This window comes from Thermocatellispora tengchongensis (genome assembly GCF_014202315.1).
Classification (GTDB): domain Bacteria; phylum Actinomycetota; class Actinomycetes; order Streptosporangiales; family Streptosporangiaceae; genus Thermocatellispora; species Thermocatellispora tengchongensis.
In genome coordinates this window covers 378042-402165 of record NZ_JACHGN010000008.1, presented here as the reverse complement: position 1 = coordinate 402165, position 24124 = coordinate 378042, and the positions used below count along the sequence as shown (strand labels likewise).

Annotated in this window: 20 protein-coding genes; 7 read left to right on the top strand and 13 right to left on the bottom strand. The window is 72.0% G+C overall.

Annotated features, from left to right (window positions below; genetic code table 11):
- Nucleotides 1–22: 22 nt before the first annotated feature.
- The 3 genes from HNP84_RS21175 to HNP84_RS21165 all read right to left on the bottom strand — a co-directional run bounded on the left by HNP84_RS21175 (nucleotide 23) and on the right by HNP84_RS21165 (nucleotide 5914).
- Nucleotides 23–3736, bottom strand: a complete 3714-nt coding sequence (locus tag HNP84_RS21175) for a caspase, EACC1-associated type (protein WP_221336518.1) — start codon at nucleotides 3734–3736, stop codon at nucleotides 23–25.
- A gap of 20 nt (nucleotides 3737–3756) precedes the next feature.
- Nucleotides 3757–4167 carry a hypothetical protein gene (locus HNP84_RS21170; RefSeq protein WP_185051564.1) on the bottom strand — a complete coding sequence of 137 codons (411 nt, stop codon included), beginning with the start codon at nucleotides 4165–4167 and terminating at the stop codon, nucleotides 3757–3759.
- A 256-nt stretch (nucleotides 4168–4423) separates the two neighbouring features.
- Nucleotides 4424–5914, bottom strand: a complete 1491-nt coding sequence (locus tag HNP84_RS21165) for a serine hydrolase domain-containing protein (RefSeq protein ID WP_185051484.1) — start codon at nucleotides 5912–5914, stop codon at nucleotides 4424–4426.
- Between the two features lie 304 nt (nucleotides 5915–6218).
- Between HNP84_RS21165 and HNP84_RS21160 the strand changes: the two genes are divergently transcribed.
- Nucleotides 6219–6899 (top strand): response regulator transcription factor, encoded by a 681-nt coding sequence (locus HNP84_RS21160; RefSeq protein WP_185051483.1) that lies wholly within the window; start codon nucleotides 6219–6221, stop codon nucleotides 6897–6899.
- Between the two features lie 82 nt (nucleotides 6900–6981).
- Here HNP84_RS21160 and HNP84_RS21155 read toward each other — a convergent pair whose 3' ends face one another.
- The 6 genes from HNP84_RS21155 to HNP84_RS21130 form a co-directional block, all read right to left on the bottom strand.
- Complete coding sequence (locus HNP84_RS21155; protein WP_185051482.1) at nucleotides 6982–7401, bottom strand: GlcG/HbpS family heme-binding protein; 420 nt, start codon at nucleotides 7399–7401, stop codon at nucleotides 6982–6984.
- Nucleotides 7402–7464: 63 nt separating this feature from the next.
- Nucleotides 7465–7821 (bottom strand): glycerol dehydratase reactivase beta/small subunit family protein, encoded by a 357-nt coding sequence (locus HNP84_RS21150; protein ID WP_185051481.1) that lies wholly within the window; start codon nucleotides 7819–7821, stop codon nucleotides 7465–7467.
- On the bottom strand, nucleotides 7808–9640 hold the full coding sequence (locus tag HNP84_RS21145) for a diol dehydratase reactivase subunit alpha (RefSeq protein WP_185051480.1): 1833 nt from the start codon (nucleotides 9638–9640) through the stop codon (nucleotides 7808–7810). The genes HNP84_RS21150 and HNP84_RS21145 overlap by 14 nt, the downstream gene beginning before the upstream one ends.
- Nucleotides 9641–9659: 19 nt before the next feature.
- A complete protein-coding gene (locus HNP84_RS21140; protein ID WP_185051479.1) occupies nucleotides 9660–10280 on the bottom strand; it encodes a propanediol/glycerol family dehydratase medium subunit in 621 nt (206 codons plus the stop codon).
- Nucleotides 10281–10317: 37 nt separating this feature from the next.
- Entirely contained in the window at nucleotides 10318–12021 is a 1704-nt protein-coding gene (locus HNP84_RS21135) for a propanediol/glycerol family dehydratase large subunit (protein WP_185051478.1), read from the bottom strand.
- 41 nt (nucleotides 12022–12062) lie between these two features.
- Nucleotides 12063–12497, bottom strand: coding sequence for a diol dehydratase small subunit (locus HNP84_RS21130; RefSeq protein WP_185051477.1), 435 nt, complete (start codon nucleotides 12495–12497; stop codon nucleotides 12063–12065).
- 261 nt (nucleotides 12498–12758) lie between these two features.
- Between HNP84_RS21130 and HNP84_RS21125 the strand changes: the two genes are divergently transcribed.
- On the top strand, nucleotides 12759–13676 hold the full coding sequence (locus tag HNP84_RS21125) for an MIP/aquaporin family protein (RefSeq protein WP_221336517.1): 918 nt from the start codon (nucleotides 12759–12761) through the stop codon (nucleotides 13674–13676).
- Here the strand turns inward: HNP84_RS21125 and HNP84_RS21120 are convergent.
- Nucleotides 13618–15186 (bottom strand): helix-turn-helix domain-containing protein, encoded by a 1569-nt coding sequence (locus tag HNP84_RS21120; RefSeq protein ID WP_185051476.1) that lies wholly within the window; start codon nucleotides 15184–15186, stop codon nucleotides 13618–13620. The two genes, HNP84_RS21125 and HNP84_RS21120, sit on opposite strands and share 59 nt — an antisense overlap.
- A 223-nt stretch (nucleotides 15187–15409) precedes the next feature.
- On the opposite strand from HNP84_RS21120, the gene HNP84_RS21115 reads away from it, so the two are divergent.
- Together HNP84_RS21115 and folP are read left to right on the top strand one after the other, a co-directional pair.
- Complete coding sequence (locus HNP84_RS21115; RefSeq protein WP_185051475.1) at nucleotides 15410–17332, top strand: propionyl-CoA synthetase; 1923 nt, start codon at nucleotides 15410–15412, stop codon at nucleotides 17330–17332.
- A 174-nt stretch (nucleotides 17333–17506) separates the two neighbouring features.
- Nucleotides 17507–18325, top strand: coding sequence for a dihydropteroate synthase (folP, locus tag HNP84_RS21110; RefSeq protein ID WP_312925373.1), 819 nt, complete (start codon nucleotides 17507–17509; stop codon nucleotides 18323–18325).
- 38 nt (nucleotides 18326–18363) lie between these two features.
- On the opposite strand, the gene HNP84_RS21105 is transcribed toward folP, so the two are convergent.
- Both HNP84_RS21105 and HNP84_RS21100 read right to left on the bottom strand, forming a co-directional pair.
- Entirely contained in the window at nucleotides 18364–19155 is a 792-nt protein-coding gene (locus tag HNP84_RS21105) for a PIG-L deacetylase family protein (RefSeq protein ID WP_185051474.1), read from the bottom strand.
- 46 nt (nucleotides 19156–19201) lie between these two features.
- On the bottom strand, nucleotides 19202–19666 hold the full coding sequence (locus tag HNP84_RS21100) for a DUF2867 domain-containing protein (RefSeq protein WP_221336516.1): 465 nt from the start codon (nucleotides 19664–19666) through the stop codon (nucleotides 19202–19204).
- 52 nt (nucleotides 19667–19718) lie between these two features.
- Here HNP84_RS21100 and HNP84_RS21095 point away from each other — a divergent pair, with 52 nt between their 5' ends.
- The gene (locus tag HNP84_RS21095) at nucleotides 19719–20288 is read left to right on the top strand and encodes a TetR/AcrR family transcriptional regulator (protein WP_185051472.1); all 570 of its coding nucleotides are present in this window, start codon (nucleotides 19719–19721) and stop codon (nucleotides 20286–20288) included.
- A 15-nt stretch (nucleotides 20289–20303) separates the two neighbouring features.
- Here HNP84_RS21095 and HNP84_RS21090 read toward each other — a convergent pair whose 3' ends face one another.
- A complete protein-coding gene (locus tag HNP84_RS21090) occupies nucleotides 20304–21089 on the bottom strand; it encodes a DeoR/GlpR family DNA-binding transcription regulator (protein WP_185051471.1) in 786 nt (261 codons plus the stop codon).
- A 412-nt stretch (nucleotides 21090–21501) separates the two neighbouring features.
- On the opposite strand from HNP84_RS21090, the gene HNP84_RS21085 reads away from it, so the two are divergent.
- Entirely contained in the window at nucleotides 21502–23079 is a 1578-nt protein-coding gene (locus tag HNP84_RS21085) for a sugar ABC transporter ATP-binding protein (protein ID WP_185051470.1), read from the top strand.
- Nucleotides 23076–24065 (top strand): ABC transporter permease, encoded by a 990-nt coding sequence (locus HNP84_RS21080; protein ID WP_185051469.1) that lies wholly within the window; start codon nucleotides 23076–23078, stop codon nucleotides 24063–24065. Before HNP84_RS21085 ends, HNP84_RS21080 begins: the two co-directional genes overlap by 4 nt.
- Nucleotides 24066–24124 lie beyond the last annotated feature (59 nt).

The following is a 24124-nucleotide window of genomic DNA, read 5'->3' as shown; positions in this document are numbered from 1 at the left end:
GGGGCCGGTCGGTGCACGGGTGTCAGCGGAAGAGACCGCCCAGGGCTTGGTGGTCGTGCAGCCACCAGATGGGAAGTCTCACGGCGTTATGGGGATCTTGCAGGAGTCGGCGACGACGGAGCATCAGGCGCATATGCCGGGATTCGTTGCCGGCGCGGATGGTCTCGTCATCGGGGCCGTGGTCGAGGAGGACGGCCGTGGTCCTTCCGTCGATCTCGACCAGTGCGTCGGCGACGTGACCGTGGACGGGTACTTTGAGTTCGACGGTCGCGCCGGGGAGGGACTGAAGACCGCGGAGCAGGCGTGGGAGGAGGGCGGCGTCGCGAGGGTCGCCGGACTCGCCGTCACGCCGCTGATCCGCCACGGCGGCGTGCCAGAGGTGGGCTCCGACGCCGCCGTACTGACGCCAGGTCGCGGAATCGCCGACCAGGATGAGGTGGGAACGGGCGCGGGTGATGGCGACGTTCCACAGGTTCAACTGCAGACCGACCCAGTCGATGGTGCCCGGCTCCATCCCCGTGCCGGCGACGAGTGAGAAGACCATCGCGTCCCGCTCGCTCCCTTGGAAGGTGTGGACGGTCCCCACCTGTACGCGCACTCCGTAGTGCGACAGGAGTTGGGCCAGTTCGCGCTGCTGGGCGGCGAAAGGAGTGACCACGCCGATCGTCGCCTCCGTGGGGAGGTGCTTGTCAAGGTGCTCCACACAACTGACCACCTTGTCGATCTCGGCCTGGTTCACCCAGGAGCTCCCGGGGATCCGCTGTGCCTGACCGCGCGCCTCCACCCAGATGATGGCGGGCTTGTCCATCATCGGCCTCGACCGGATGTCGGTGAGCACGGCCAACCGGCCGCCGTAGAACAAGTCGTTGGAGACGGCCGCGATGTCGGGGTGGCACCGGTAATGCTCGTCGAGCAGGATGCTTCCGCCCGCCGCGTGCTCGGCCGCGTGGAAGGCGGAGTGACGCCGGTAGGCCATCTGGTGCTTCTCCAGCACGTCAGCGCGCAGGCCCGCGTCCCTATGAGCTGACGCCTCGTACTCGCCCGGCAGCTTGGAGATCTGGGTGAGTTGCATGACATCGCCGATCACCAGCGCTCGGCGGGCGCGGAACAGCAGCGGGATCACGTGCGGGATCGAGCACTGGCTCGCCTCATCGATGATCACCAGATCGAACAAGGCGGGGTTGGGCGGGAATCGGCGAGCCGACAAGCTGGTCACCGCCCAGCCGCGCAGGTGGTCGAGCAGCCTGGCCACCTCGCCCCAGTCCGACTCTCTCCGCTGCTGCTTCTGCAGCAGCCTGAGAATGCCCTGCCGCCCCTGGTGCGCGCCGCTGTTCACGGCGTGTTCGAGCACCTGCGCCGACAGCTCTCGAACCCGCTCCTCCGTCTCGTCGATGGATTCGGTGATCCGGATGTCCTCTGGCATGTCGCGCAGGCGGCGGCGGGAGGCGCGCCAGCGGCACTCGGCGTCGGCGAAGCCGGCGAGCGCCGTACAGGTGGCCGCGGCGTCGGAGCCGCCAGCCGGGACGGGCAGGCCGAGGCGGCGGAGCAGCCTGGTACGACGCCAATGGCCGAACAGGCGCGCGTTCGCGGCACGGCGGGCTCTGCCCGCCCAGCGGACGACGTCCTCATCGGACCCGAGTTGCTCGGTGACGACGGCGACGGGCACGCCGAGGCGTTCGGCATGGGCCTCTCGCCGCTCGCCCGCCTGGCGCAGCTCGCGATCCAGGCGGCCGATCTCGGACAGTTCCTCCCGGCGCGCGAGCATGTCGTCGGTCAAGAGCCTGAGCTGCGTCCTCAAGGTCGTCACGTTTCCCGGAGGCGGGCCGGCGCGTTTGAGCAGGTCCTGCAGCGCAGGCACCTCCTCCTTCTGCTGGTGCTCCCGCGAGCCGGTCCGGATCAGGCTCCCCGGAACCAGGCGGTCGCAGCGCTGCCACACCTCGTCCACGGCGCGGTTGTTGGTGGAGGCGACCAGTACGCTGTCGCCGTTCGCGACGGCGGTGGCGACCACGTTGGCGACGAGCTGGCTCTTGCCGGTGCCGGGAGGACCAGTGGCGACGGTGAGGCGTCGGCGGAAGACGGAGTCGAGCACGGCGAGTTGCGCGTCGTTGGCGGCGAGGGGCGTGACCGGCTGGACGACGCCGGCGGCGTCCTGCGACTCCCCGTGCGAGGCGGCGGGGTCGGGGACAAGAGCCGCAAGAGCGGTCTGCTGGATCTCAGCAACTTTGCCGGCGATGTCGGCGAGGTCGTCCAGCAGTCGTTTCGCCGCCACGGCATCGGGTTTGGCGACGAAGAGCACCGCGGTGTTACGCGCCCCTTCGGCCGGCGTGCGGATGTCTATGCGAGGTGTCAGATTCTCCGGACGAAGTTCCTCGATCTGGGGCAGCCCGAAATCGTTGCGGAGCAGATTAGCGATGTCGGTCGCCATCCGCTTGTGCTGGCCGGCATGCCAAGAAGGCAGGTAGGTCTCATGGAGCAGGGCGGCCTCGTCCTGTGACAGGAAGATGCCGGTCATCCGCGGGTTGGGCGTGACCGGCCCGTACGGTTCGAGCCGGGTGACGCCGTTCTCGTGCACCACTTCCACCCGCCGGATCAGGAGCGGGGCGAACTGTGGCACGGGCCTGGACCGGCGATCGTTCCGCGGGGTGAACAGGACCACCGGATATCCCGCCCATATCTCCGCACCGTCCTGCACCGCCTTCGCGACGAGAGCGGCGGCCTCGGGCGGAACGGCGGCACTGCCACCCTCGTCCAGGTCGCCGGACAGCAGACGTTCGGAGCCAGTGAGACACGCATACGTCACCCCCTCGTCCGGTACCTTCAGCAGCGGTAGGCCCGCCTCCTCGGAGAGCACGCACCGTCGGTAATAGTCGAGCAACTGTTTCCAGGTGGGAGTGGTGGCGGCGGCTTTGGCGGCCCCGGGCGCCGCGGCGGCGGTAGCCGCGGGTGCCGTGGCCTTACCGGTGGGTGGAACCAGGACCGGAGGAGGTCCCTGAGGACAATCGGCCAGGATTATGCGCGTGTTGACGTGTAAGGCGGATTTCACGGGGATCTGACCGTGACGCCGTCGCATCTGCTGGTTCACGTACTCGAAGAGGTCGTCCACGGAGACGTGCCCACTTCCGTCCTTCGCGGCCTTTCCGCCGAGGAGAGTGCGCACCACCTCTCCCGTGAACAGGGACGGCTGCGGATCGCCGGACGTCTGCGGCCCGGCGAAGGAGTCTTCACCGGCCCCGGACGAGGAGATCACATAGACTCCTCGCCCCGTCAGCGGCACCGGGTGCGCGGCGCCTTTGGCGATTCGGCGATCGTGCGCGTCGCTGGTGCGCCAGCCCAGGGCGAATCCTCCGCTGCGGCAGCAATCGAGCAGCACCACCTTCTGGGCCGCCAGGCAGTTCTCCAGTTGCTCGTTGACATAGCCGGCGCTCACCCCGGTCGCGTCAACCTGGTCGAAGTCCGTGTCGGTGGCGACGAAGTAGAACTCACCGGTCGAACGCGACAGCCGAGTGCCGTGCCCGGTCACGTACAACAGGGCGAGTGCATCCGCATCGAACGATTCCAGGAATTCGGCGATCTCCGCACGCATGTCATCGGCGGTCAGGTCAGTGAGAACCTTCACCGACTCGAATCCGCCTATTCTCCGGTCCTGCAGGACCTGCCGCATCTGCCAAAGGTCGACCGGAGTGGACGGCAGCCTCGCGTATCGGCTGTCGCGATGGGATTCCGTGCCGATCAGCAATGCGCGTCGATGCGCAGGTCTCATCGATCCTGCGCCCTTGTGTCCTGATTCAGGAACTCGCGCACCAATCGCTCCTGGCCCGCGTCCGGACGCCCGGTGATCTCAAGCGACCGGTCGCCGTCGGTGATGAGGACCTTGCGGTGTCGTTCCTTCGCGCACCATTCCTTGATCAAGGTCGTCAGCACCTGGAAGGTGGGCCGGGCCGTCGCCGCCGCGAGGGAGACGAGGATGAACAGCTCGCCGGCGAGCCCGCCCTTGCGCCCGTCTCCCGGAGGACCCCCTGAATCGGCCAGTTCCAGGGACGCTCCGTCGATGACCGCGATATCTCTGTGCAGCAGGCGCGTGAGGCGCTCACACCGAAGGGCGTCGCCATCCGTGAGCACGTCCAGTCGCAACGTCATGCCGTTCAACTCGAGCTCCTGGCTGGTCATTCTCATCCGGGGGGTGGACGGGCCCGGAAATTCATTTCAAGGGATTGGCGACAGCGTATCACTCGACCACCGTTCGCGATGCGCCGGTTCTGCATAACCTTATGGCTCCATATATGATTGGTTCAGCAGTTCGAAATTCATTCGCCAGGCCGCATCGCCCGGCCCCACTTATACGGGGTTATTTGGTTTGTCCAATATGGCATTAGGGTGAGTGCCGCCGGAGACCGAGGGCGGTCTTTCCTCGCGGGGATCTCGGCTAACGGCCGGCCCAGGCGATGGCGACGGCCGCGGCGGCGCACGTCCACAGCAGTAGCGAAGCCGTCGTGGTGGTCCAGCGCAGGCGTGGGCGTGGTGCTCTGGCCAGGGGCAGGCGGGGTGCTCTCAGGGCGCCCATGGTCACCCCGGCGCACAGCAGCGCCGCGGCCACCGGCCACAGGGCGGGCCAGACGATGTTCCAGGCGCCCAGCGTCCAGATGGCCGCGAGCAGGACGAGGCCGCGCCAGGCCATCGAGATCAGCTTGAGGCGGTCGGGGAGCGGGAGGAGGCGGCGCGCCCTGCGGCGCGCCGCGACCTCCGCGGTGCGGGCGACGGCGAGCAGCGCCAGGGCGGTTATGACGATCATCGGGGTCTGGCTCAGGAGCATGTCGCCGTGGGCCGGCGTCCGCTTGCCGAGCAGCGCAAGCCCGATGTAGCCGACGGACGCGGAGGAGTTGCCGAGGACCACCACGCCCCGGCCCGTTCGCCGGTCGAGGCCGACGTAGCTGGAGAAGCCGCCGGTGCTGCCGTCGTGCCAGGTGATCCCGCCGGTGGTGCGCCAGCCGTACCCGATGAAGTCGTCGCCGGCGATCTTCCACCGTGGCGTGGTCGCGGACGCGCCCGGGGCGCGGCCGGCGAGGGTGGCCGCCACGAAGCGTGCCAGGTCCTCGGCCGTGCTCCAGCCGCCGGCCCCGGTGGGGGCGTATCCGTCGCTGGACCACGGCACCGCCTCCTGACCGGAGGTGAGGTGGCCGTGCGCCCGCTCGCCGGGCAGCCGCGCGGCGTCGGCGATCAGGACGGTGTCGCGCATGCCCAGCGGGCCGAGGACGCGTTCCCGCAGCAACGCCTCGTACGTCGTGCCCGCGCGGGCGGCGAGCGCCTGGCCGAGCAGGGCGAAGCCATGGTTGGAGTAGGCGATCTCGCCCCGGCCGGCCGGGACCGCGCGCGCCGCGTCGGCGATCACGTCACCGGGGCTCCGCCCGCGGTAGGGGTTCCCACCGGTCTCCCCGGCGATCAGGGCCGGGATGCCGAACGAGGACGGAATGCTCGGAACGCCCGAGCGCTGGCCGGCCAGCTCCTCCAGCGATATGGCCGCCACGGCGGTGCCACGCAGGCGGGGGAGGATCTCCGCGAGCGTGGTCCGCGGGCTGACCTCCCCCTTCGCCGCCATGTCGGCGAGGATCATGGCGGTCATCGTCTTGATGACCGAGCCGAACTCGAACGGCGTCCGAGCGTCCACCGGCTTCCCGTCCCGCAGGCGCGTGGTTCCCAGGCCCGCCGTACGGATCGAGCCGTTCTCTGTCAGGGCCACGGCGAGGCCGACGTGACCGGCCGCCGGCCACGCGGCCCGCCGTACCGCTTCCGCCAGCGCCGCGTCACCCGTGGTCTCCTCCCCCAGCTTCGGGCCGTGCGGCGCGATCAGCGTGGCCACGAGCGCCACGACCGCCGCCAACACCGCGACGATGATGATTTTTGTCGGTCTTTCCGGCAAGTACGTCACCTCCGGCCGTCGAACGTAGCCAGAGGGGCGCCCCCGCCCCCAGGGTGTGAGCCTCCGCGTCTCAAGACTGCGGTGAACCGGAAAGACCGTGAGGCCGGCCGCAGGAAGAGGGCCCGGGGACCCTGTCAGACTGCGTCACAGACGCCTGTTCCTGGAGGTCCGCGGCGACGGTGTAGGTTTCGAGCCGGGTGCCAGGACGCGGGCTCGGGGCACCGGGCCGGCGTCCGGGACGTGAGGCCGCGCGTGGGAAGCGCATCGGGGAAGGGGACACGGGTGAGTGCATGGGTTCCGATCGATGAGTGAGCCCGTGACCGCGGTGCTCGCCGACGATCACTACCTGGTCCGTGAGGGCCTGCGCCAGTTGCTGGAGTCCTCCGGCTCGGTCAGCGTCGTCGCCGCCACCGGCAACGCCGACGAGCTGCTGGACGCCGTCCGGCGCTTCCGCCCGCACGTGGTCATCAGCGACATCCGCATGCCGGGCCCCTCGTTCCGGCCGGGGTTCGAGGGCATCGACGCCGCGCATCGGATCCGGGCCGAGCACCCGCGGACGGGTGTGATGATCCTGTCGCAGTACCGGGACGCGCTGTTCGCCTTCGAGCTGTTCCGCCACGGCAGCGAAGGGCTCGCCTACCTGCTGAAGGACCGGATCGGCGACCTGCACGACCTGCTGGGCGCCATCAGCGCCGTCACCTCCGGCGGCTCGGTCATCGAGCCGCAGGTGGTGGACGGCCTGGTGACCCGCCGGGCCCGGCGTGGCGCCACAGCCCCGGGGGACCTGACGCCGCGGGAGCGCGAGGTGCTCGGCGAGATGGCGCTCGGCAAGTCGAACGCGGGCATCGCGCGCTCGCTGCACCTGTCGGTCTCGGCCGTGGAGAAGAACGTGAACACGATCTTCCACAAGCTCGGCCTGGAGAACACCCCCGACGTGCACCGGCGCGTCGCGGCCGTCGTCAAGTACCTGGGGGTCCATCCGTGAGGCGCGGTGGCGCCCGGCGGGCGTCCGCGGACGCGCCGTGCGCCCGGGGGCGGGCCGGCCCCGCCCCCGCCCCCGGCCTCCGTCAGGGGGCGTGGCCGGTGTAGAAGTCGGCGCCGGCCTGAGCCACGGTCTCGTCCTGCTCGACGGTGCCGGCGCTGACGCCGATCGCGCCGGCCGGCTCGCCGTCCTCGCGCACCAGGGGGACGCCGCCGCCGAAGATGACCAGGCCGCCGTTGGTCGTCTCGATGCCGTACAGGGGCGCGCCCGGGGCGGCGGCGGCGCCGACGTCGGCCGTGGTCATCCGCAGCAGGGCGGAGGTGCGGGCCTTGCGGATCGCGATGTCGATGCTGCCCAGGATCGCGCCGTCCTGGCGGGCGAAGGCCAGCAGGTGGCCGGCGTCGTCCACGACGGCGATGTTCATCGGCCGGCCGATCTCGGCCGCCTTCGCCAGCGCCGCGTCCAGCACGTCGCGGGCGGTGCTGTAGTCGAGCCGTGCGGGCATGTGGTACCTCTCCTGCGCTGATTCGGGTTTCAAGCCGGTTCGGGTTTCAAGCCGGTTCGGGTTTCAGGCTGGTTCGGGTTTCAGGGGGATGCCGGTGACCAGGCGGGCCGCGTTGTGGCCCAGGAGGCGGGCGGACTCGGGCGGGCCCGCCGCCACGGGGGCGGAGAGCGGGAGCTGGGCGTGGTGCACGCACACCCGGCCGTCGGCGTCCACGCCGATGCCGACGCGCAGCCGCGAGGCCAGGGCCGCGGCGTGGGCCAGTTCGTACGCCGCGCCGCCGCGGGCCTCCTCCACCCGGAACGGCACGCCCTCCTCCTCCAGGCCCGCGGCCAGGGCGTGCAGCACGTCCGGGCGGGCGGCGCGGGCCGACCGGCGTACCAGCACCTCGGGCCGCTCGCGCCCCGCGTCACCGGAGAGCATGGGCGCTCATGGCATGCCGTACGACCAGGCCGGTGGCGACCGCGTTGCGCGGGCCCTCCCGGCCGCGCACGTTGCCGGTGCCGCTGACGACGCCGTACTCGGCGACGGCCGCGGCGATCATCTCGGGGATCTCGAAGTCCAGCGCGGAGCCGCCGAGCACCACCACGAAGCCGATGCGCCGGATGTCGCCGCCGGGCGCGACCCGGGCCAGGGCGCGCAGGGCGTTGGCGACGAACACGCGGCGTTTGGCGGCGCGGCGGACGCGGCGGATCTTCTCCATGCCGTGCCGGGTGTGGATCGGGCGGGGCCCGGCGTCGGTGAGCACGACGACGCGGGCGAACGCCTCGGCGGGCAGCGGGTCCTCGAAGAAGCGGGCGGTGCCGTCCTCCATGCGGACGTGGAAGAAGCTCTCCGCCTTGGCCAGGGGATGCTTCTTGATCTCCTCGGCCGCCTCCCTGTCCTCCAGGCCGAGCTCGGAGTCGATCAGGCTGGTGACCAGGTCGCCGGCCCCGGCCAGGTGCACCGACTCCACCGTGCCGTCGCCGGTGGCCAGGGCCCCGTCGGTGGAGCCGCCGCCGAGGTCCAGGACCGCGACCGGGGTGCCGGCGCCCGGGGTGGTGAGCGCGCCGAGGACCGCCATCTCGGCCTCGACGCCGCCGATCAGCACCTCGGCCCCGAGCGTGTCGCGCAGCCCGGCGGCCAGCAGCTCCATCGGCCCCCGGCTGGTCCGGACCATCGCGGCCAGGCCCACGGCGTTCTCCAGCGCGAACTCCCCGGCCAGGCCGCCCCTGACCCGCTGCGGGACGAAGGTGTCCACGGCGAGCACGTCCTGGATGCGCACGCCGTCCAGGGGCGTGGCGGTCAGCTCGGACATGGTGCCGCGGACCCGGGCCAGCATCCCGCCCACGTGGGTGCCGGGCTCGCCCGCGGCGTCCAGCAGCGGCTCGACCCGGCGCAATGCCCGCATGATCTCCTCGGCCCCCGAGCCGACCTCGGCGGTGGCCTTGCCCCGCTCCCCGATCAGGGTGAGTTCGCCGGCGGGGATGCGGCGGCCGGTGACCTCCCCGCTCGGCGTGCGCACCACGACCGCGGACCGGTTGCCGACCAGGGCCCGCGCCACCGGGGCGATCATGCGGGTCTGCTCGGCGTCCAGGTCGAAGACACCGGCGATGCCGTAGGAGTCGGACAGGGTGCGGATGGTGTGGCCGGGCGGGGCGACCTCGACCGCGGCCCGCATGCCCAGCGGCACCCGTTCCACCAGCGTCACCTCGTCCACCACCGGGATCGGCTCGCGCAGCCGGTTGACGATCAGGGTGGCGTCGTCGGATCGCACGATCGCGCCGGTGACCCGCACGCCGCGGGCGGCGGCCCGGTTGATGCCCGCGGCGACCTCCTCGAAGTCCAGGCCCGCGCCGGCGACGCAGATCACCTCCTCGCCGGGTGACCGGCGCAGCAGGTCGCCGAAGGCGACCGTCACGCCCACGCCCAGCCCGGCCCCGCCCGGCGTGTCCGGATTGTGGCCGATCATGGTGGACTCGGTGATGATCGTCTCGGTGATGGTCTCCATGGCCAGGCCGCTGATCACCGGGGTGGCCTCGTTGATCAGCACCGTGCGCAGGTCCGCCTGGTCGCGCCCGGCGCGCGCGAGCGCCTCGCGTACGACCTCGGCGACGCCCTTGACGTTGTCGGTGGTGCCCTTCACGCCCGTGGTGGGCGCCAGGGCGGCGGCCAGGTAGCGGATGTCGCCGTCCTGGCCGATCTCGGCGACGCACGCCTCTGTGGTGGAGTTGCCGATGTCCACCCCGGCGACCAGGGTCACCTGTCCCTCCCCTCGTCGCTCAGTCCAGGCCGGCCCGGGTGATGGACACCTCCAGCTCGACCGGGACGGCGCCGGGGCGTACGAGCTGGGTCTCCTTGATGTGCAGCAGCGCGGCCTTGGCCTGCCAGCGGGGGCGGGCCATGTAGTCGTTGCGCGAGGCGACGGGCTGTGGGGACTCCCCCTTGGCGTACCTGGCCGCGTTGTGCCCGACCAGGCGGAAGGTCTCCAGGTCCAGCAGCGGCGCCTGGGGGAACAGCTCCAGGTTCGACAGCCGGACCAGGTCCTTCTGGTGGATCATCGTGGTGCCGCGGGACAGGATGCCGACCGCGATGCCCGAGCCCGACAGCTTGGCCGCAGTGTGCGCGATCACGGCGAGGTCGGAGCTGGCCGGCACCCGTACGACCCGGGCGTGCACGCCCTGCTCCTCCACGCCGGCCAGCAGCTCGCGCAGCACCTCGGCGTGCGGGATGCCGACGATGGTCTTGGTGAACAGGCCGCCGAACGCCGGCGAGACGCCGATGACCACCTCGTCGGCGCGGTGGCGGGCCTGGGCCGGCCCCTTGTCGGTCAGCCGCAGCGTGTACCCGCCGGCGGCGGGCCCGCCGGCGGACACGGTGGCGGCCGATGCGGTGTGGGACATGGTCATCACCTCTCGCAGGGTCGTGCCGGTGGGCGGGTCAGCCGACTTCCCGCTCGGGGTCGCGGGCGCTGACGACGTGCCGCAGCGCCTTCATCTCCTCCCAGCGGTCGCCGCTGGGGCGGTAGCCGGTGCCGGGCCCGGCGTAGTCGTTGGCGTCGTTGATCGCCGACAGCGTGGTCAGCTCTGGGGTGAGGATGGCGGAGGTGTGCAGCAGGTCGCCGGAGACGCGCTGCTTCAGCACGCCGAGCAGGCTCTCCGCGATGTCCTCGAAGCCGCCCGCGTGCAGCGCCTTGACGATGTCCAGGCCGGTCACGCCGCCGTCCATCACCCGCTGCGCCCCCTTGAGGTCTTCCAGCACGTCGCGCAGCGGCAGCTCGTTGCTGCCGTGGGCGTACGTGGCGGCGTCGATCTCCTCCTCGGTGATCGGCGGCAGGCCGAGGTGGGCGAAGACGGCCTGCAGGGCGCGGGCCGCCCGGTTGCGGGCCGCCAGGATCTCGGCCTCGGGCACGTGCCGCAGCGCGCCGTCCACCTGTAGGTCGCGCTGGATGACGTTCCAGTCGTCGTAGTCCTCGGCGTCGAGGTTGGAGCCGGCGAACATGTTGTCGTAGTTCGGCACCGCCGAGTAGCCGGAGCAGATGAAGTCGGTTCCAGGCAGCAACTGCGGCAGCAGGCGGGCCGCGCGGCGCAGGTCGGAGTGCGAGAAGGACTGGTCGTTGCCGGAGGCGCACTCCAGGTCCACGGTGCTGGCGATCAGGTTCTCGGCCAGCACGGCGCGGATGCCGGCGGGCACCGCCCCGGGGACCCCGATGCAACTGATCGAGCCGTTCTGCAGGCCCTGCACCCCCGCGCCCTTGGTGACCAGGATGCAGCGGATCTCCAGGTAGAGCATCGAGCGGCTCTCGGCGTACCCCATCTGCACCTCCGAGCCGGTGCCGGAGGTGAAGCGCATCTTGATGCCGCGCGAGGCGTACGCGGAGGCGAGGAACGCCTTGGACCACGGCGTGTCGTCGCCGTCGCAGAAGACCGGCTCGGTGCCGTACACCGAGATCGTCTCGGCGTACGCGGTGATGCCGCGCATGCCGAGCTCCAGCTCGGTGGCCTCCTCCAGGGCGCACTGGGTGAGCACGCCGGGCTTGCCCGCCTGCGCGCCGACCTGGAGCGCGATGGCCACCAGCGGGGCGTACCTGACCACGCCGAGGGTGGTCTCCAGCTCGCGGAACCCGCGCAGCGCGGCCTCGGCGGCCTCGGCGGCGACCTGAATCGGGTTGTCCTGGGCGCTGGTGGAGTGGGCCTGGTTGGCCGGGGTGCGCCGGGCGCGCATCTTCTGCAGCGCCATCATCATCTCGACCACGTTCATGGTCTTGACGACCTCAAGCAGCTTGGCCGGGGTCAGGCCGCGCGAGACGGCCAGCACCTCCTCACGCGGCACCCTCGGGTCCACCAGCATGTGGGCGATCTCGGCGGCGGGGATCGCCATGGCGCGCTCGGTCACGGCCACGTCGATGGCGTGGTCGGCGATGAACTGGTCCAGGAAGTCGAAGTCGGCGCGCCGCCTGCCGTCCATCTCCACGATGACGCCGTTCTCGACCCGGACGCCGGGCTCGGGGTCGTACGGGCTGTCCATCGCGACCATGCCGACCTCGGGCCACTCCTCCACGAAGCCGTCGAGGTTGACCGGGCGCTTCTCCAGGACCTCGGTGCGCTTGGACCGGGAGGGCAGGCCCCCCGCCGGGTTGGTCATGTGCATATGTGTGTCCGTCCTTCCTGCCCGGGCCGCCGGCGTCAGCTCGCGAGGATGCCGCGGCGCTCGTACACGTCGGCGGCCTCGCGGACCATGGCGGCGCACAGTCCGGCCGAGTAGTCGCGTTCCAGTTCCTCGGCGATGGCGTGCAGCTCCTCCCTGGTGGAGGCGCGGGGACGCAGCGCGTTGTAGATCGCCAGGACCTTCTCGTCGGGCACCGCGGTCAGCTCCGCGGCCCGGCGGAAGTTCTGCCCGAGCTGGGGCCGGCCGACGGCGTCGGCGATCTGTGCCTGCAGCCGCAGCGTCTCGGGGGCGATGCGCAGGTCGGCGGGCGTCACCTCGCCGGCGAGCACGGCGTCCATGGTGATGTCGTCGAGCCGCTTGCCGGTCGGAGTGCGCAGGAGTTCCGGCCGGCGCGTCGCCAGCGGATAGTCACGCCGAGGGTCGAGATCGGCGGTGTGTTCGGCGGATGTCATCGGCTCGTACCTGCCCTTCACCTCGCGGCCCCTGGACCGGACGATTCCAGCTTGCTTCGCAAACCTATCTTTTTCCGGACAAACCACCCCAAGTCGGGGCAATGCGATCAAGGTAGGTGGCGTTACGTTGCAGTTACGTTGCACGCGCCGTGGCAACGCGGGCGCAACGCGACGGCGCGGACAGTGACGCGGCGCACACCTCACGCCCCGGGCGGGACGAGACCGCCGGGCGGAGACCTTCGACGTCGCTGGGAGGACACTGTGACCACAACGCCTCTGCGCAACGGCCGGCGCGGCCTTGCGGGCGTCCGGGGAGGCTACGGCGACCTGCTCGCCGAGTTCTTCGGCACCTTCCTGCTGATCGCGTTCGGCGACGGCTGCGTCGCCATGGCCGTGGCGGCGCTGCCCGGGTCCGGGCGCACCGCCGGGCCCGCCGTCCTGTTCCAGGGCGCGGGCGACTGGCTGCTGATCACCTGGGGCTGGACCTTCGCGGTCGCCCTGGCCGTGTACGTCGCCGGCGGCGTCAGCGGCGCGCACCTCAACCCGGCGGTGACGCTGGCCATGGCGCTGCGCCGCGGCTTCCCCTGGCGCAAGGTGCCCGGGTACTGGGCCGCCCAGATCCTGGGCGCGTTCGCCGGGGCGGCGCTGGTGTACGCGGTGTACCACCAGGCAATCGCGGCGTACGAGACGGCGGCGGGCACACCGCGCGCCTCCGGGCAGGCCGTCGGGTCGTTCTCCATCTTCGCCACGTTCCCCGCCGGGTACTTCGGCGACTGGGGCGGGCCGCTGCTGGACCAGGTCGTGGGCACCGCGCTGCTGCTGATCGTGGTGCTGGCCCTGGTGGACGCGCGCAACAAGACCGTCCCGGTCAAGCTGGGCCCGCTGCTGATCGGGTTCACCGTGGCGGCCATCGGGATGTCCTTCGGCGCGAACGCCGGGTACGCGATCAACCCGGCGCGCGACTTCGGCCCCCGGGTGCTCGCCTACCTGGCCGGGTGGGGCGACGTGGCGATACCCGGCACCGTCGCCACCGAGGGGCTGCAGTTCACCGCGTACATGTGGATTCCCATCGCCGGGCCGCTGATCGGAGCCGCGATCGGCGCGCTGCTGTACGACTTCTTCATCGGCGACGTGCTGCACGCGCGGCAGGGACTCGGCGAGGCCGCGCCCTCGCGCTGACCGCCTCCTCCTCGTCCTCGGCCAGGAGCCAGGCCAGCCTGGCCGAGGCCACGGAGTGACGCGGGTCCTGCGCGGGCAGCCGGCTCACCAGCCGCTCGTACACCTCTATGTCGCGGTCGCCGGGCTCGCTCTGCGCGTACGCCCACAGCGCCTCGTCGTCACGGTGCTCCAGCACCGCCGAGCGCAGCGCCGCGACGAACTGCTCGCGCTCGGCCCTGATCGCGGGCGCCTCGGAGCGGGCGAGCAGCGGCCCGGCGCACGCGGCCACCGCGCCGCGCACGTCGCCCGCGCACAGCGCCTCCCGCACCGCGAGGAAGTCGGCCTCGACCCGCACGCTGAGCCGGTACGGCTTGCCGCGCATCGCCGCCTCGCCGAGCTGGGCCCGTAGCCGGTGCACCTCGGCGCGCACGGTGGTGGGGTTGCCGTCGTCGCCGTAGAGCTGCAGCGCGAGCTGCTCGGAGGTCAGCCCCGCCGGGCGCAGCGCGAGCAGGGCCAGCACCTCGGCCCGGCGCAGCGTCAGCGGCAGCTCCCGCCCGTCGAGCACGGCCCGGGGCCGCTCCCCCAGGAACGACAGCGACAGCACCGGCTCGCGGGCCGGCCGCGCCTGGCGCGGCATCCGCAGCAGGAACCCCTCCGGCAGCGGCTCGACCACGGCCTCGCGCCCGTCGTCCAGCAGTACGCGGCCGGCGCCGGGCCGCAGCGCGACCCGCTCGGGCCAGGCGCCGTACGGCTCGGCGGCGATCACCCGGCCGGAGGAGGTGATCAGCGCGCCCGGCTCCCCGCGCAGGCCCTCCAGGTGGGGCCGGTTGCGGGCCCGCAGCCGCTCGTCATGGGCCTCCATCCAGCGGCGCAGGTGGCTCTCGGCGAGCTGCGCGCTGGCCGAGACCAGGGAGACCACCGCGGGGTGCAGTGTGTGCATCTGCGCGCTGATGTCGATGGTGCCGAGGGTGCGGCCGGTGTCGGGGTCGTGGATGGGCGCGGCGGCGCAGGTCCAGGTCTGGTAGGTGCGCACCAGGTGCTCGGCGGAGTAGATCTGCACCGGCGAGTCCAGCGCGAGCGCGGTGCCCATGGCGTTGGTGCCGATCGTGCGCTCGGCCCACCGGGTGCCCTCGAACAGTCCCACCGGGTCGGCCCGGCGGCACAGCTCCGCGGGCCCCTCGCGCCACAGGATCGTGCCCTCGGCGTCGGTGACGATCATGATGTGCGCGGACTCGTCGGCGATGCTCACCAGCAGGTCGCGCAGCAGCGGCACCACGGCGCGCAGCGGGTGGGCCGAGCGGACGTCGGCGACCTCGTCGTACTCGTAGACCACCGGAGGGCGGTAGTCGTCGGGATCGACCCGGGCGGCCAGGGACCGCTGCCACGACTCGTAGATCACCGGGCGTACGGGCGCCGGAGGCCGCTCGCCGCCCAGTGTCGCCTCGTGCACCCGCCGTAGCAGCCGGTACTGGGCCCGCGGGTCGGAGCGCAGGTCGCCACCCTGAGCGGTACCGGCCGATTCAGCGTCCATGGTGCACTCCGCTGGGTATACGGGGGCGGTCACGGACGGTCGCGCGGCCACCCCGGCAAGTGGTCTTGCTCTAGCAGCATGCCTCGCGCTTCCGGCCAGGGACAAGGGCGAGAGCGGTCGTCCGTTCATATTCCCGCAACGCACGTGCAACGTGACGCCGCCTAGTTTCCGCCCATCTGCGGACCGTACCGGCTGAGGACAGGGAACAGGAGACGGGGTGGCGATGGCCGCACACGAGGCGAGCAGGGCACACGAGGCGAGCAGGGCGCACGAGGCGTACGAGGAGGCTTACGCGCGCAGCCTGCGCGACCCGGAGGGCTTCTGGCTCGCGGCGGCGCGGGCCGTCACGTGGTCGCGCGCGCCGCGGCGGGCGCTGGACGCCGGCGGGGCGCCGCTGTACCGCTGGTTCCCCGACGGCAGGCTGAACACCTGCTACAACGCGCTGGACCGGCACGTGGAGGCGGGCCACGGCGAGCGCCCCGCCCTGCTGTACGACTCGCCGGTGACCGGCACGACGGGACGCCTGACGTACGCCGAGCTGCTGGAGCGGACCGCCCGCTTCGCCGGGGTGCTGCGCGACCTGGGGGTCGGCAGGGGCGACCGCGTGGTGATCTACATGCCGATGGTGCCGGAGGCCGTGGTCGCGATGCTGGCCTGCGCCCGGCTGGGCGCGGTGCACTCGGTGGTGTTCGGCGGTTTCGCGGCCCGGGAGCTGACGGCCCGCATCGACGACGCCGCGCCGAAGGTCCTGGTGTGCGCCTCGTGCGGGATCGAGCCGAGCCGGGTGGTGGAGTACAAGCCGATCGTGGACGAGGCCGTCGCCGCCTCCGCCCGTCCCCCGGAGAAGGTGGTGGTGCTGCAGCGCGAGCGGGCCAGGGCGGCCATGGGCGAGCGCGACGCCGACTGGGACGAGCTGATGGCCGCGGCCACCCCGGCCGGCTGCGTGGACGTCGCGGCCACCGACCCGCTGTACATCCTCTACACCTCCGGCACCACCGGCAGGCCGAAGGGCGTGGTGCGCGACAACGGCGGGCACGCGGTGGCGATGATGTGGTCGATGTCGGCGATCTACGACATCCGGCCGGGCGACGTGTGGTGGACCGCCTCCGACATCGGCTGGGTGGTCGGCCACTCCTACATCGTGTACGCCCCGCTGCTCACCGGCGCGACCACCGTCCTGTACGAGGGCAAGCCGGTCGGCACGCCCGACGCCGGCGCGTTCTGGCGGGTGATCGCGCAGTACGGCGTGAAGGCCCTGTTCACCGCGCCGACCGCGCTGCGGGCGATCCGCCGGGCCGACCCCGAGGCCGCCGAGACCGCCAAGCACTCCCTGGACTCCCTGCGCACGCTGTTCTGCGCCGGGGAACGGCTGGACCCGGAGACCCTGCGCTGGGCCTCCACCCACCTGGGGGTGCCGGTGGTGGACCACTGGTGGCAGACCGAGACGGGCTGGGCCGTGGCCGCCAACCCGCGCGGCCTCGGCCTCATGCCGGTCAAGCCCGGCTCGGCGACGGTCCCGATGCCCGGCTACGACGTGCGGGTGCTGGACCAGGAGGGCCGCGAGGTCCCCGCCGGCACCGAGGGGGCCATCGCCATCAAACTGCCCATGCCGCCGGGCACGCTGCCGACCCTGTGGGGCGACGACGACCGGTACGTCTCCTCCTATCTGTCCCGCTACCCCGGCTACTACCAGACCGGCGACGGCGGCCACATCGACCAGGACGGCTACCTGTTCGTGATGGGCCGCACCGACGACGTGATCAACGTGGCGGGCCACCGGCTGTCCACCGGGGCCATGGAGGCCGTGCTGGCCGCGCACCCGGCGGTCGCCGAGTGCGCCGTGATCGGGGTCCGCGACTCGCTGAAGGGCCAGGTGGCCCGGGGCTTCGTGGTGCTGAAGGCCGGCGCGCGGGTCGATCACGGCACGCTGCGCGAGGAGCTGGTGGCCGCGGTGCGCCGCGACATCGGCGCGGTGGCCGCCTTCAAGGAGGTGACCGTGGTGGACGCGCTGCCGAAGACCCGCTCCGGCAAGATCCTGCGCCGCACCATGCGCGAGATCGCCGACGGCCGGCCCGCCCCCGTCCCCTCCACCATCGAGGACCCCGCCGTCCTTGACGCCCTGCGCCCCCTCCTCGCCGGGGGCTGATCCACCGCCGGCCTCCCCGCGTGCCACCGTCCGGCCCCGCGTCCGCCGACCCGCATCGGGACGAATGACGTAGGGCCGGTCGCCGCGGTGCGCCGCACGGGTCCGGTCATTGCGCGCTGTCCCGGCGGTGCCCGGTCTCCTAACGTCGATGTGATCGACGCATCAGGAGAGACCGTGAACGCCGCCCCCCACCCGACGACACCGCCGGCGCGGCCGGGCATCGGCCCGCTTCGCGTGATGGGGATCGTGAACGCGACCCCCGACTCGTTCTGGCCCGGCAGCAGGTACGAGACCGCGGAGCGGGCCATCGCCGCCGGCCGGGAGATGTTCCGGCACGGCGCCTGGGTCGTGGACGTCGGCGGCGAGTCCACCCGGCCGGGCGCCGTGCCGGTGCCGGTGGAGGAGGAACTGGACCGGGTGGTGCCGGTCGTCGCCGCCCTGGCCGCGCACGGCCGGGTGTCGGTGGACACCCGCAACCCGGAGGTGGCCGAGGCGGCGGTGGCGGCGGGCGCGTCGATCGTCAACGACGTGTCGGGAAAGCTGCACGCCCTGGCCGCGCAGCTCGGCGTGGGGTACATCGGCATGCACGCGCACACGGTGCCCGTGCTGCGGGACGCGTACCCGGTGTATGAGGACGTCTGCACCGAGGTCGCCTCCTACCTGCGGACGCTCGCGACCGCGGCCCGGAGCGAAGGGGTCGCGGAGATGTGGATCGACCCCGGCATCGGCTTCGGCAAGACCACCGAGGACAACATCACGCTGCTGCGGCGGCTGCCGGAGCTGTGCGCGCTGGGCGTCCCGGTCGCGCTCGGCGTCAGCCGCAAGTCCTTCATCGGCAAGGTGACCGGCCGCGAGGTGGGCGACCGGCTGGCGGGCTCGCTCGCCCTGATCGGCCCCGCCTGGTCGGCGGGGGTCGATCTGATCAGGGTGCACGACGTGGCGGAGACCATGGACGCCATCGCCCTGCTCGAAGCGGTATGGGGCGACCGGTAGCCCGGAGTGAACCCGACGAGACCCGTGCGTGCCGCCCGCTACGCCGTTCGCAGGACATCGTCGCACATGGCGGACGCCGGCCGCGCGGCGGGGTCGATGAACCACTCCCGGCCGAGCAGGAGGCCGAAGATCGGCGTGGGCAGGCGGACCAGGGTCCTGAAGGCCGGCGCGGCGCGGCCGTTGCCGTACAGCTGCGACGTGTGGGCGGCGAGGGCCGCCCGCTTCTGCGCGGAGAAGCGGCGCACGTTCACGCGATGCGTGATCTCGGCCCGGGAGCTGAAGGCCGCGCGGATGACGCCGGGGTCGTAGCGGACCAGGAGCCGCAGAGCACGCAGCACCGTGAACACCCGCACGACCGGCTCGCGCGGAAGCGTCGCCTCCAGCACCCGGACTCCGGCCAGCTCGGCGGCGCGGGCGCCGACGCGGTGCACCTGCACATGGTCGCGATGCCCGTAACCGCCCCGGGCGTCGTAGCTCAGCAGCACGTCCACGTGCTCCTCGCGCAGCAGCCGGGCCAGCCGCTCGGCGGCCTCGTCCACCGGCGCGCGGACGAACCGCATCCGATCGGGCGGGTCGGGGTAGAGGATCGGGCCGTGCCCGCTGTCGGCGTAGCCGAGATGCTCCACCCGGGCGACGCCCAGCACCGCGGCGGCGGCCCGCAGCTCGTCCAGCCGGGCCTGGCCGCCGGGGCCGGTCGCCTCGCCCATGACGCCGTCGCAGGCGACCGCGACGATCACCCGATGACCCTCGGACGCCAGTTTCGCCAGGGTGCCGCCGGTCAGCAGGACCTCGTCGTCCGGGTGGGCGTGGAAGGCGAGAACCGTGGTCATGCCGGCCATGATCCCAGATCCGCCCGCGCGTCACCGGCGATCCGCGTCAGGCGGGGGCGGAGGCCAGGCGGCGCTGGGCCGAGCGGAGCATGGCGCGCACGACGATCGGGTGCACGAGGCGCACCGGCCAGAAGTAGACCCGGCCGCGCCACCCCTTCAGGCGCACGGTGGTGGTGATCCGCACCAGGCGGGCCTCGGCGTCCACGGCCACGCCGCAGCGGAAGTCGAGGTGGCGGTCGTCGGCCGCGATCAGCGCCTCCTCCCCCTCGACCCGGCCCACCCGGAAGGTGTCGCGGGGCGCCGGCGGGATGCCGAGGAGGGGCACGAGCAACTGGCGCAGGGCCAGCGCGGCGGCGATCCAGCGCGGCATGGCCCTGAGCGAGAACAGCCCGGCCGCCCAGACGCGCGGGTCGTGCGGGGCTCCGGGAGGGAGCACGCCGATGGTCATGTCGGCGTAGTCGGGCGCGGGGATGTCCTCCAGGGCGGACGACCAGTACACGGGGGTTCTCACGCACGCCTCCATACGGTGCCGTATGGAATGACTATACGGTACCGTATGGAGGGTGGCGAGAGCGGAGCGCAAGACGGCGCAGGCATGGCTCGACGCCGCGTACACGCGATTCACCGAGTCGGGGCTCGACGCGGTGCGGGTCGAGGCCATCGCCCGCGACCTCGGCACGACCAAGGGCTCCTTCTACTGGCACCACGCCGACCGCGGGGAGCTGGTCCGGGCGGTCATGGCGCGCTGGGAGGCCGAGGAGACCGAGCAGATCATCCGGGCCGCCTCCGCGACGGCCGAACCCCGCGCCCGTCTGCGGGCCCTGTTCGACGCCGTCGCCGCACGCGCGGGACGGCGCGGCGGCGAGGCCCGGCTCTACATCGACGCCGAGCGCGAAGGAGTGCGCGACGTCGTCGCCCGCGTGAGCCGGCGCCGTATCGACTTCGTGGCCGGCATCCTCGTCGAGCTCGGCTTCGACGAACGCGAGGCCGAGCGCCGCGGCGTCCTGGCGCTGGCCGTCGTGCTCGGCCTCCAGCAGCTCGAACGCGGCGCGGGCCCCGGCCTGACCGGCGACTCCGCCGCGCTCACCCGCACCGCCTTCGCGATGACGATCGCCGCGCCGCCGCGGGAGTGATCGGGCCGCGTCGGCTCAGAGCAGTTCGACGTGGTCGCGGTAGGGGTCCAGGCGGTCGTCCGAGGGGTCGAGTTCGGTCACCATCAGGTCGATGCCGTCCCAGGGGAGGCAGCGGGCCGCCGCTCCGGTGCCGAGCTTCTGGGAGTCCACGGCCATGACCACGTGGTCCGACAGTTCGGCCATGAGCCTTTTGATCTCGCACTCCTCGGCGCTGAACTCGCTGGTGCCGAAGTGCGGATCGACCGCGGCGGCGGACAGGAAGGCGCGGGCGAAGGAGAACTGCTTCAGCGCCAGGGAGGTGAGGGGGCCGATGAGGCTGCCGGCGTTGGGGTCCTTCTGGCCGCCGGTCAGGTAGGCGTGCACGCGGGGGTCGCGGTTCAGGGTGAGGAAGGTCTCGATGCCGTCGGTGACCACGGACAGGTTCTCGGCCGGGGGCATGGAGGCGGCGAGCATGCACACGGTGGTGGAGGCGTCCATGCAGATGCCCACGCCGCCGGAGGGCACAAGGGTGGCCAGCTTGCGGGCGATCTCCTCCTTCGCCCGGCCCGCCCGGGTCTTGCGGGCCTCGAAGGGCTGGGCCGAGCTGACCGCGCCGCCGCGCACCCGGCGGACCAGGCCCTCGTCCTCCAGCGCCTGGAGATCGCGGCGGATGGTCATGGTGCTGACCCCGAACCGGGCCGCCAGGTCCTCGATGCGCAGGCTGCCGCTGGACGACAGCAGGTCGGCCAGCGCCTGGCGTCTGCTCTCGAGGTTGACCGTGCTCCTGACGACCATGCCGCCTTCGTCCCCTTCGCTGTTCAATCTTGTCAACTGTCACACACGCAGTCTCGACCGGAGACAGCATTCGCCTACTGGCGAGTGACGATAGATGATGCCGTCTCCGGGTTCAAGGCCCTGTTTCCAGGGAGTTTCCGGCGACAGAGAGCGGTCTCAGGGCCGGCGGCGAAGGTCGTGGTCACGTAACGAATGAGCAACGGAGACTTGACACCACGATGTCCTTTCGTGTGATGTTCACACGAACAAACAAACACGGGCTCCCGTTCGGGGACCTGAAGGTCAGCAGCCGGCCCGCCTGATCACGGCTCACGGGGACGCGTCCCCGGGCCGTCCCTTCTCGTTCCCGTCCGGAACCGCTCCGGCCTGCCGGACACCTCGTCCGCGGAGCGGGCCCACCGCACACCGAGCCGTCAAGGCCGGGGTCTGGAGATCAGTCGTGGAAGATGTCGCTTTGGAGTGCCGGGATCTGGCCAAGGCATTCGGCGGCGTGCCCGTGCTCAAGGGTGTCTCCCTGGCGCTCAGGGCCGGTTCCGTGACGGCGCTGGCCGGGGAGAACGGCGCGGGCAAGTCGACGATGATGAAGATCGCCTCGGGGCAGGTGAAGCCCGACCGAGGCCAGGTCCTGGTCGGCGGCGTGCCGCTGCCCCACGGGGACCCGCAGGCGGCGCACCGGCACGGTGTCGCCATCATCCCGCAGGAACTCGCGCCGATCATGGACATGAAGGTGTACGAGAACCTGTTCATCGGACGGGAGCTGCGTACCCGGGCCGGGTTGCTCGACCGGCGGGCGATGGCCCGCAAGGCGCGCGAGATCCTGGACGTCTTCGGCGTCGAGATCGACCCCCAGGCGACGATGCGGCGGCTGCCGGTGGGGCTCCGGCAACTGGTCGAGATCGCCAAGAGCACCAGCGGCGGCGCGAAGGTGCTGCTGCTGGACGAGCCCAGTTCCGCCATCTCCGAGCGCGAGGTCGAGCGCCTGTACGCCGTGGTGCGCAAGCTGCGCGAGCAGGGCGTCGCCATGCTCTACACCACCCACAAGATGGAGGAGATCCGCGCCCTGGCCGACCGGGTGGTCGTGCTGCGCGACGGAGGGCTGGTCGAGGACCGGCCCATCGACGACATCACCGACGACGAGATCGTGCACGCCATGATCGGCCGGGAGCTGCAGGACTTCTTCCCCGAGCTGCACCCGCGCGGCGAGGAGGTGGCCCTGGAGGTCCGCGGGCTGCACGTCAGCGGCTACCCGAGCCCGGTCGACCTGACCGTGCGCCGCGGGGAGATCCTCGGGCTGGCCGGGCTCGTGGGAGCCGGCCGCACCGAGCTCCTGGAGGCGATCTTCGGGGTGCGCAGGAGCACCGAGGGCGTCATCACCGTGGCCGGCAAGCAGGTCAAGCGCAACTCCCCCGCCGACGCCATCACCCACGGCATGGCCCTGGTCCCGGAGGACCGCAAGGGAGCGGGCGCGGTGCTGTCGATGAACGTGCTGGACAACGGGTCGCTGCCCCGGCTGTCGCAGTTCACGCTCGGCGGCTGGCTGCGCCAGCGCAACCGCACCAAGAAGGTCGGCGCGGCGATGGAGTCGGTCAAGCTGCGCAGCCGGGGGCTGGGGCAGCAGGTCGGGACGCTGTCCGGCGGCAACCAGCAGAAGGTGGTCCTGGCGCGCTGGCTGACCGGCAGCGTGAACGTCCTGCTGCTGGACGAGCCCACCCGGGGCGTGGACGTCGGCGCGCGCAGCGAGATCTACCGCATCATCACCGAGCTCGCGGCCTCGGGGATGGCCGTGATCATGGCCTCCTCCGACATGCCCGAGATCCTGAGCCTCTCCCACCGCGCGCTCGTCATGCGCGGAGGAGCGGTCGCGGGCGAGCTGACCCGGGACGACCTGCGCTCGCCCGACGTACAGGACACGATCTTCCGGCTCGCCGCCGGCCTCAGCCGGCACAAGGGCCCTGACAGCAACGCACAACCCACCGCGCTCGCCACCAAGCTCGCTACGAAGGAGGACGGCCGATGACCACCCAGGAGTCAGCCACCCGGCCCGCGGCCTGGCATCTGTCCTGGCCCTGGGTTCGCGACCAGTTGATCCGCCACTCGATGGTGGTGGTGATGCTGCTGATCATCGCCTATTTCAGCTACCGCAGCGCGCGGTTCGGCACGCTGGACAACCTGCAGACGATCGCCATCGCCGCCGCCCCCTTCGCCCTCATCGCGCTGGGGCAGACGCTGGTCATCCTCACCGGGGGCATCGACCTGTCGGTCGGCAGCGTCATCGCGCTCAGCGCCATGGCGGCGGCCGCGACCGTCAAGGACCATCCCGAACGGCTCTGGCTGTCGGTGCTGGTGGCGATGCTCGTCGGCCTCGCCGCGGGAGCGATCAACGGCTTCTTGGTCTCGAAGGTGAACGTGCCACCGTTCATCGCGACGCTCGGCATGCTCACAACGGCGTCCGGGCTCGCCTACGTCGTGGGCGAGGGAGCCCCGATCAACGGGCTCCCGCAGAACTTCGGCGAGATCGCCAACAACCAGATCTTCGGCCTGCAGATCCCCGTCATCGTCATGATCGTCGGCATCGTCGCCCTCGCCCTGATCATGAAGCGGACCTCGTACGGCATGCGCGTCTACGCGGTGGGCGGCAACCCCGTCGCCGCGCAGATCGCCGGCGTCAAGACCACCCGCATCCTGTTCAGCGTCTACGCGCTCAGCGGCCTGCTCGCCGGGCTCTCCGGCGTGATGCTCGCCTCCCGGGTCATCTCCGGCCCGCCCAACCTGGGCGAAGGGTACGAGCTGGACGCCATCGCCGCGGTCGTCATCGGCGGCGCAAGCCTGCTCGGCGGCCGGGGCAGCATCCTGGGCACGGCGCTCGGCCTGTTCCTGATCCAGACGCTCAACAACGGCCTGGACATCCTCGTGGTGCCCGCATACTGGCAGAGCGTCATCAAGGGAGCGCTGATCGTCGCCGCCGTCACCGTGGACGTGTGGTCCGCCAAACGAAGAGTCTGACACCTCCCCGCGGCCCCGCCCCCTCATCCCCGCACATCACCCCCGGACGAACGTTCCGC

What these genes read in the sequence shown, in the direction of transcription:
- HNP84_RS21150 (WP_185051481.1), bottom strand. Translation starts at nt 7,821, where the DNA reads ATGCTCTCCGGTGACGCGGGGCGCGAGCGGCCCGAGGTGCTGGTACGC.
- HNP84_RS21130 (WP_185051477.1), bottom strand. Translation starts at nt 12,497, where the DNA reads ATGACATCCGCCGAACACACCGCCGATCTCGACCCTCGGCGTGACTAT.
- HNP84_RS21135 (WP_185051478.1), bottom strand. Translation starts at nt 12,021, where the DNA reads ATGACCAACCCGGCGGGGGGCCTGCCCTCCCGGTCCAAGCGCACCGAG.
- HNP84_RS21115 (WP_185051475.1), top strand. Translation starts at nt 15,410, where the DNA reads ATGGCCGCACACGAGGCGAGCAGGGCACACGAGGCGAGCAGGGCGCAC.
- HNP84_RS21080 (WP_185051469.1), top strand. Translation starts at nt 23,076, where the DNA reads ATGACCACCCAGGAGTCAGCCACCCGGCCCGCGGCCTGGCATCTGTCC.
- HNP84_RS21155 (WP_185051482.1), bottom strand. Translation starts at nt 7,401, where the DNA reads ATGCCCGCACGGCTCGACTACAGCACCGCCCGCGACGTGCTGGACGCG.
- HNP84_RS21170 (WP_185051564.1), bottom strand. Translation starts at nt 4,167, where the DNA reads ATGACCAGCCAGGAGCTCGAGTTGAACGGCATGACGTTGCGACTGGAC.
- HNP84_RS21160 (WP_185051483.1), top strand. Translation starts at nt 6,219, where the DNA reads ATGAGTGAGCCCGTGACCGCGGTGCTCGCCGACGATCACTACCTGGTC.
- HNP84_RS21120 (WP_185051476.1), bottom strand. Translation starts at nt 15,186, where the DNA reads ATGGACGCTGAATCGGCCGGTACCGCTCAGGGTGGCGACCTGCGCTCC.
- HNP84_RS21140 (WP_185051479.1), bottom strand. Translation starts at nt 10,280, where the DNA reads ATGTCCCACACCGCATCGGCCGCCACCGTGTCCGCCGGCGGGCCCGCC.
- HNP84_RS21105 (WP_185051474.1), bottom strand. Translation starts at nt 19,155, where the DNA reads ATGACCACGGTTCTCGCCTTCCACGCCCACCCGGACGACGAGGTCCTG.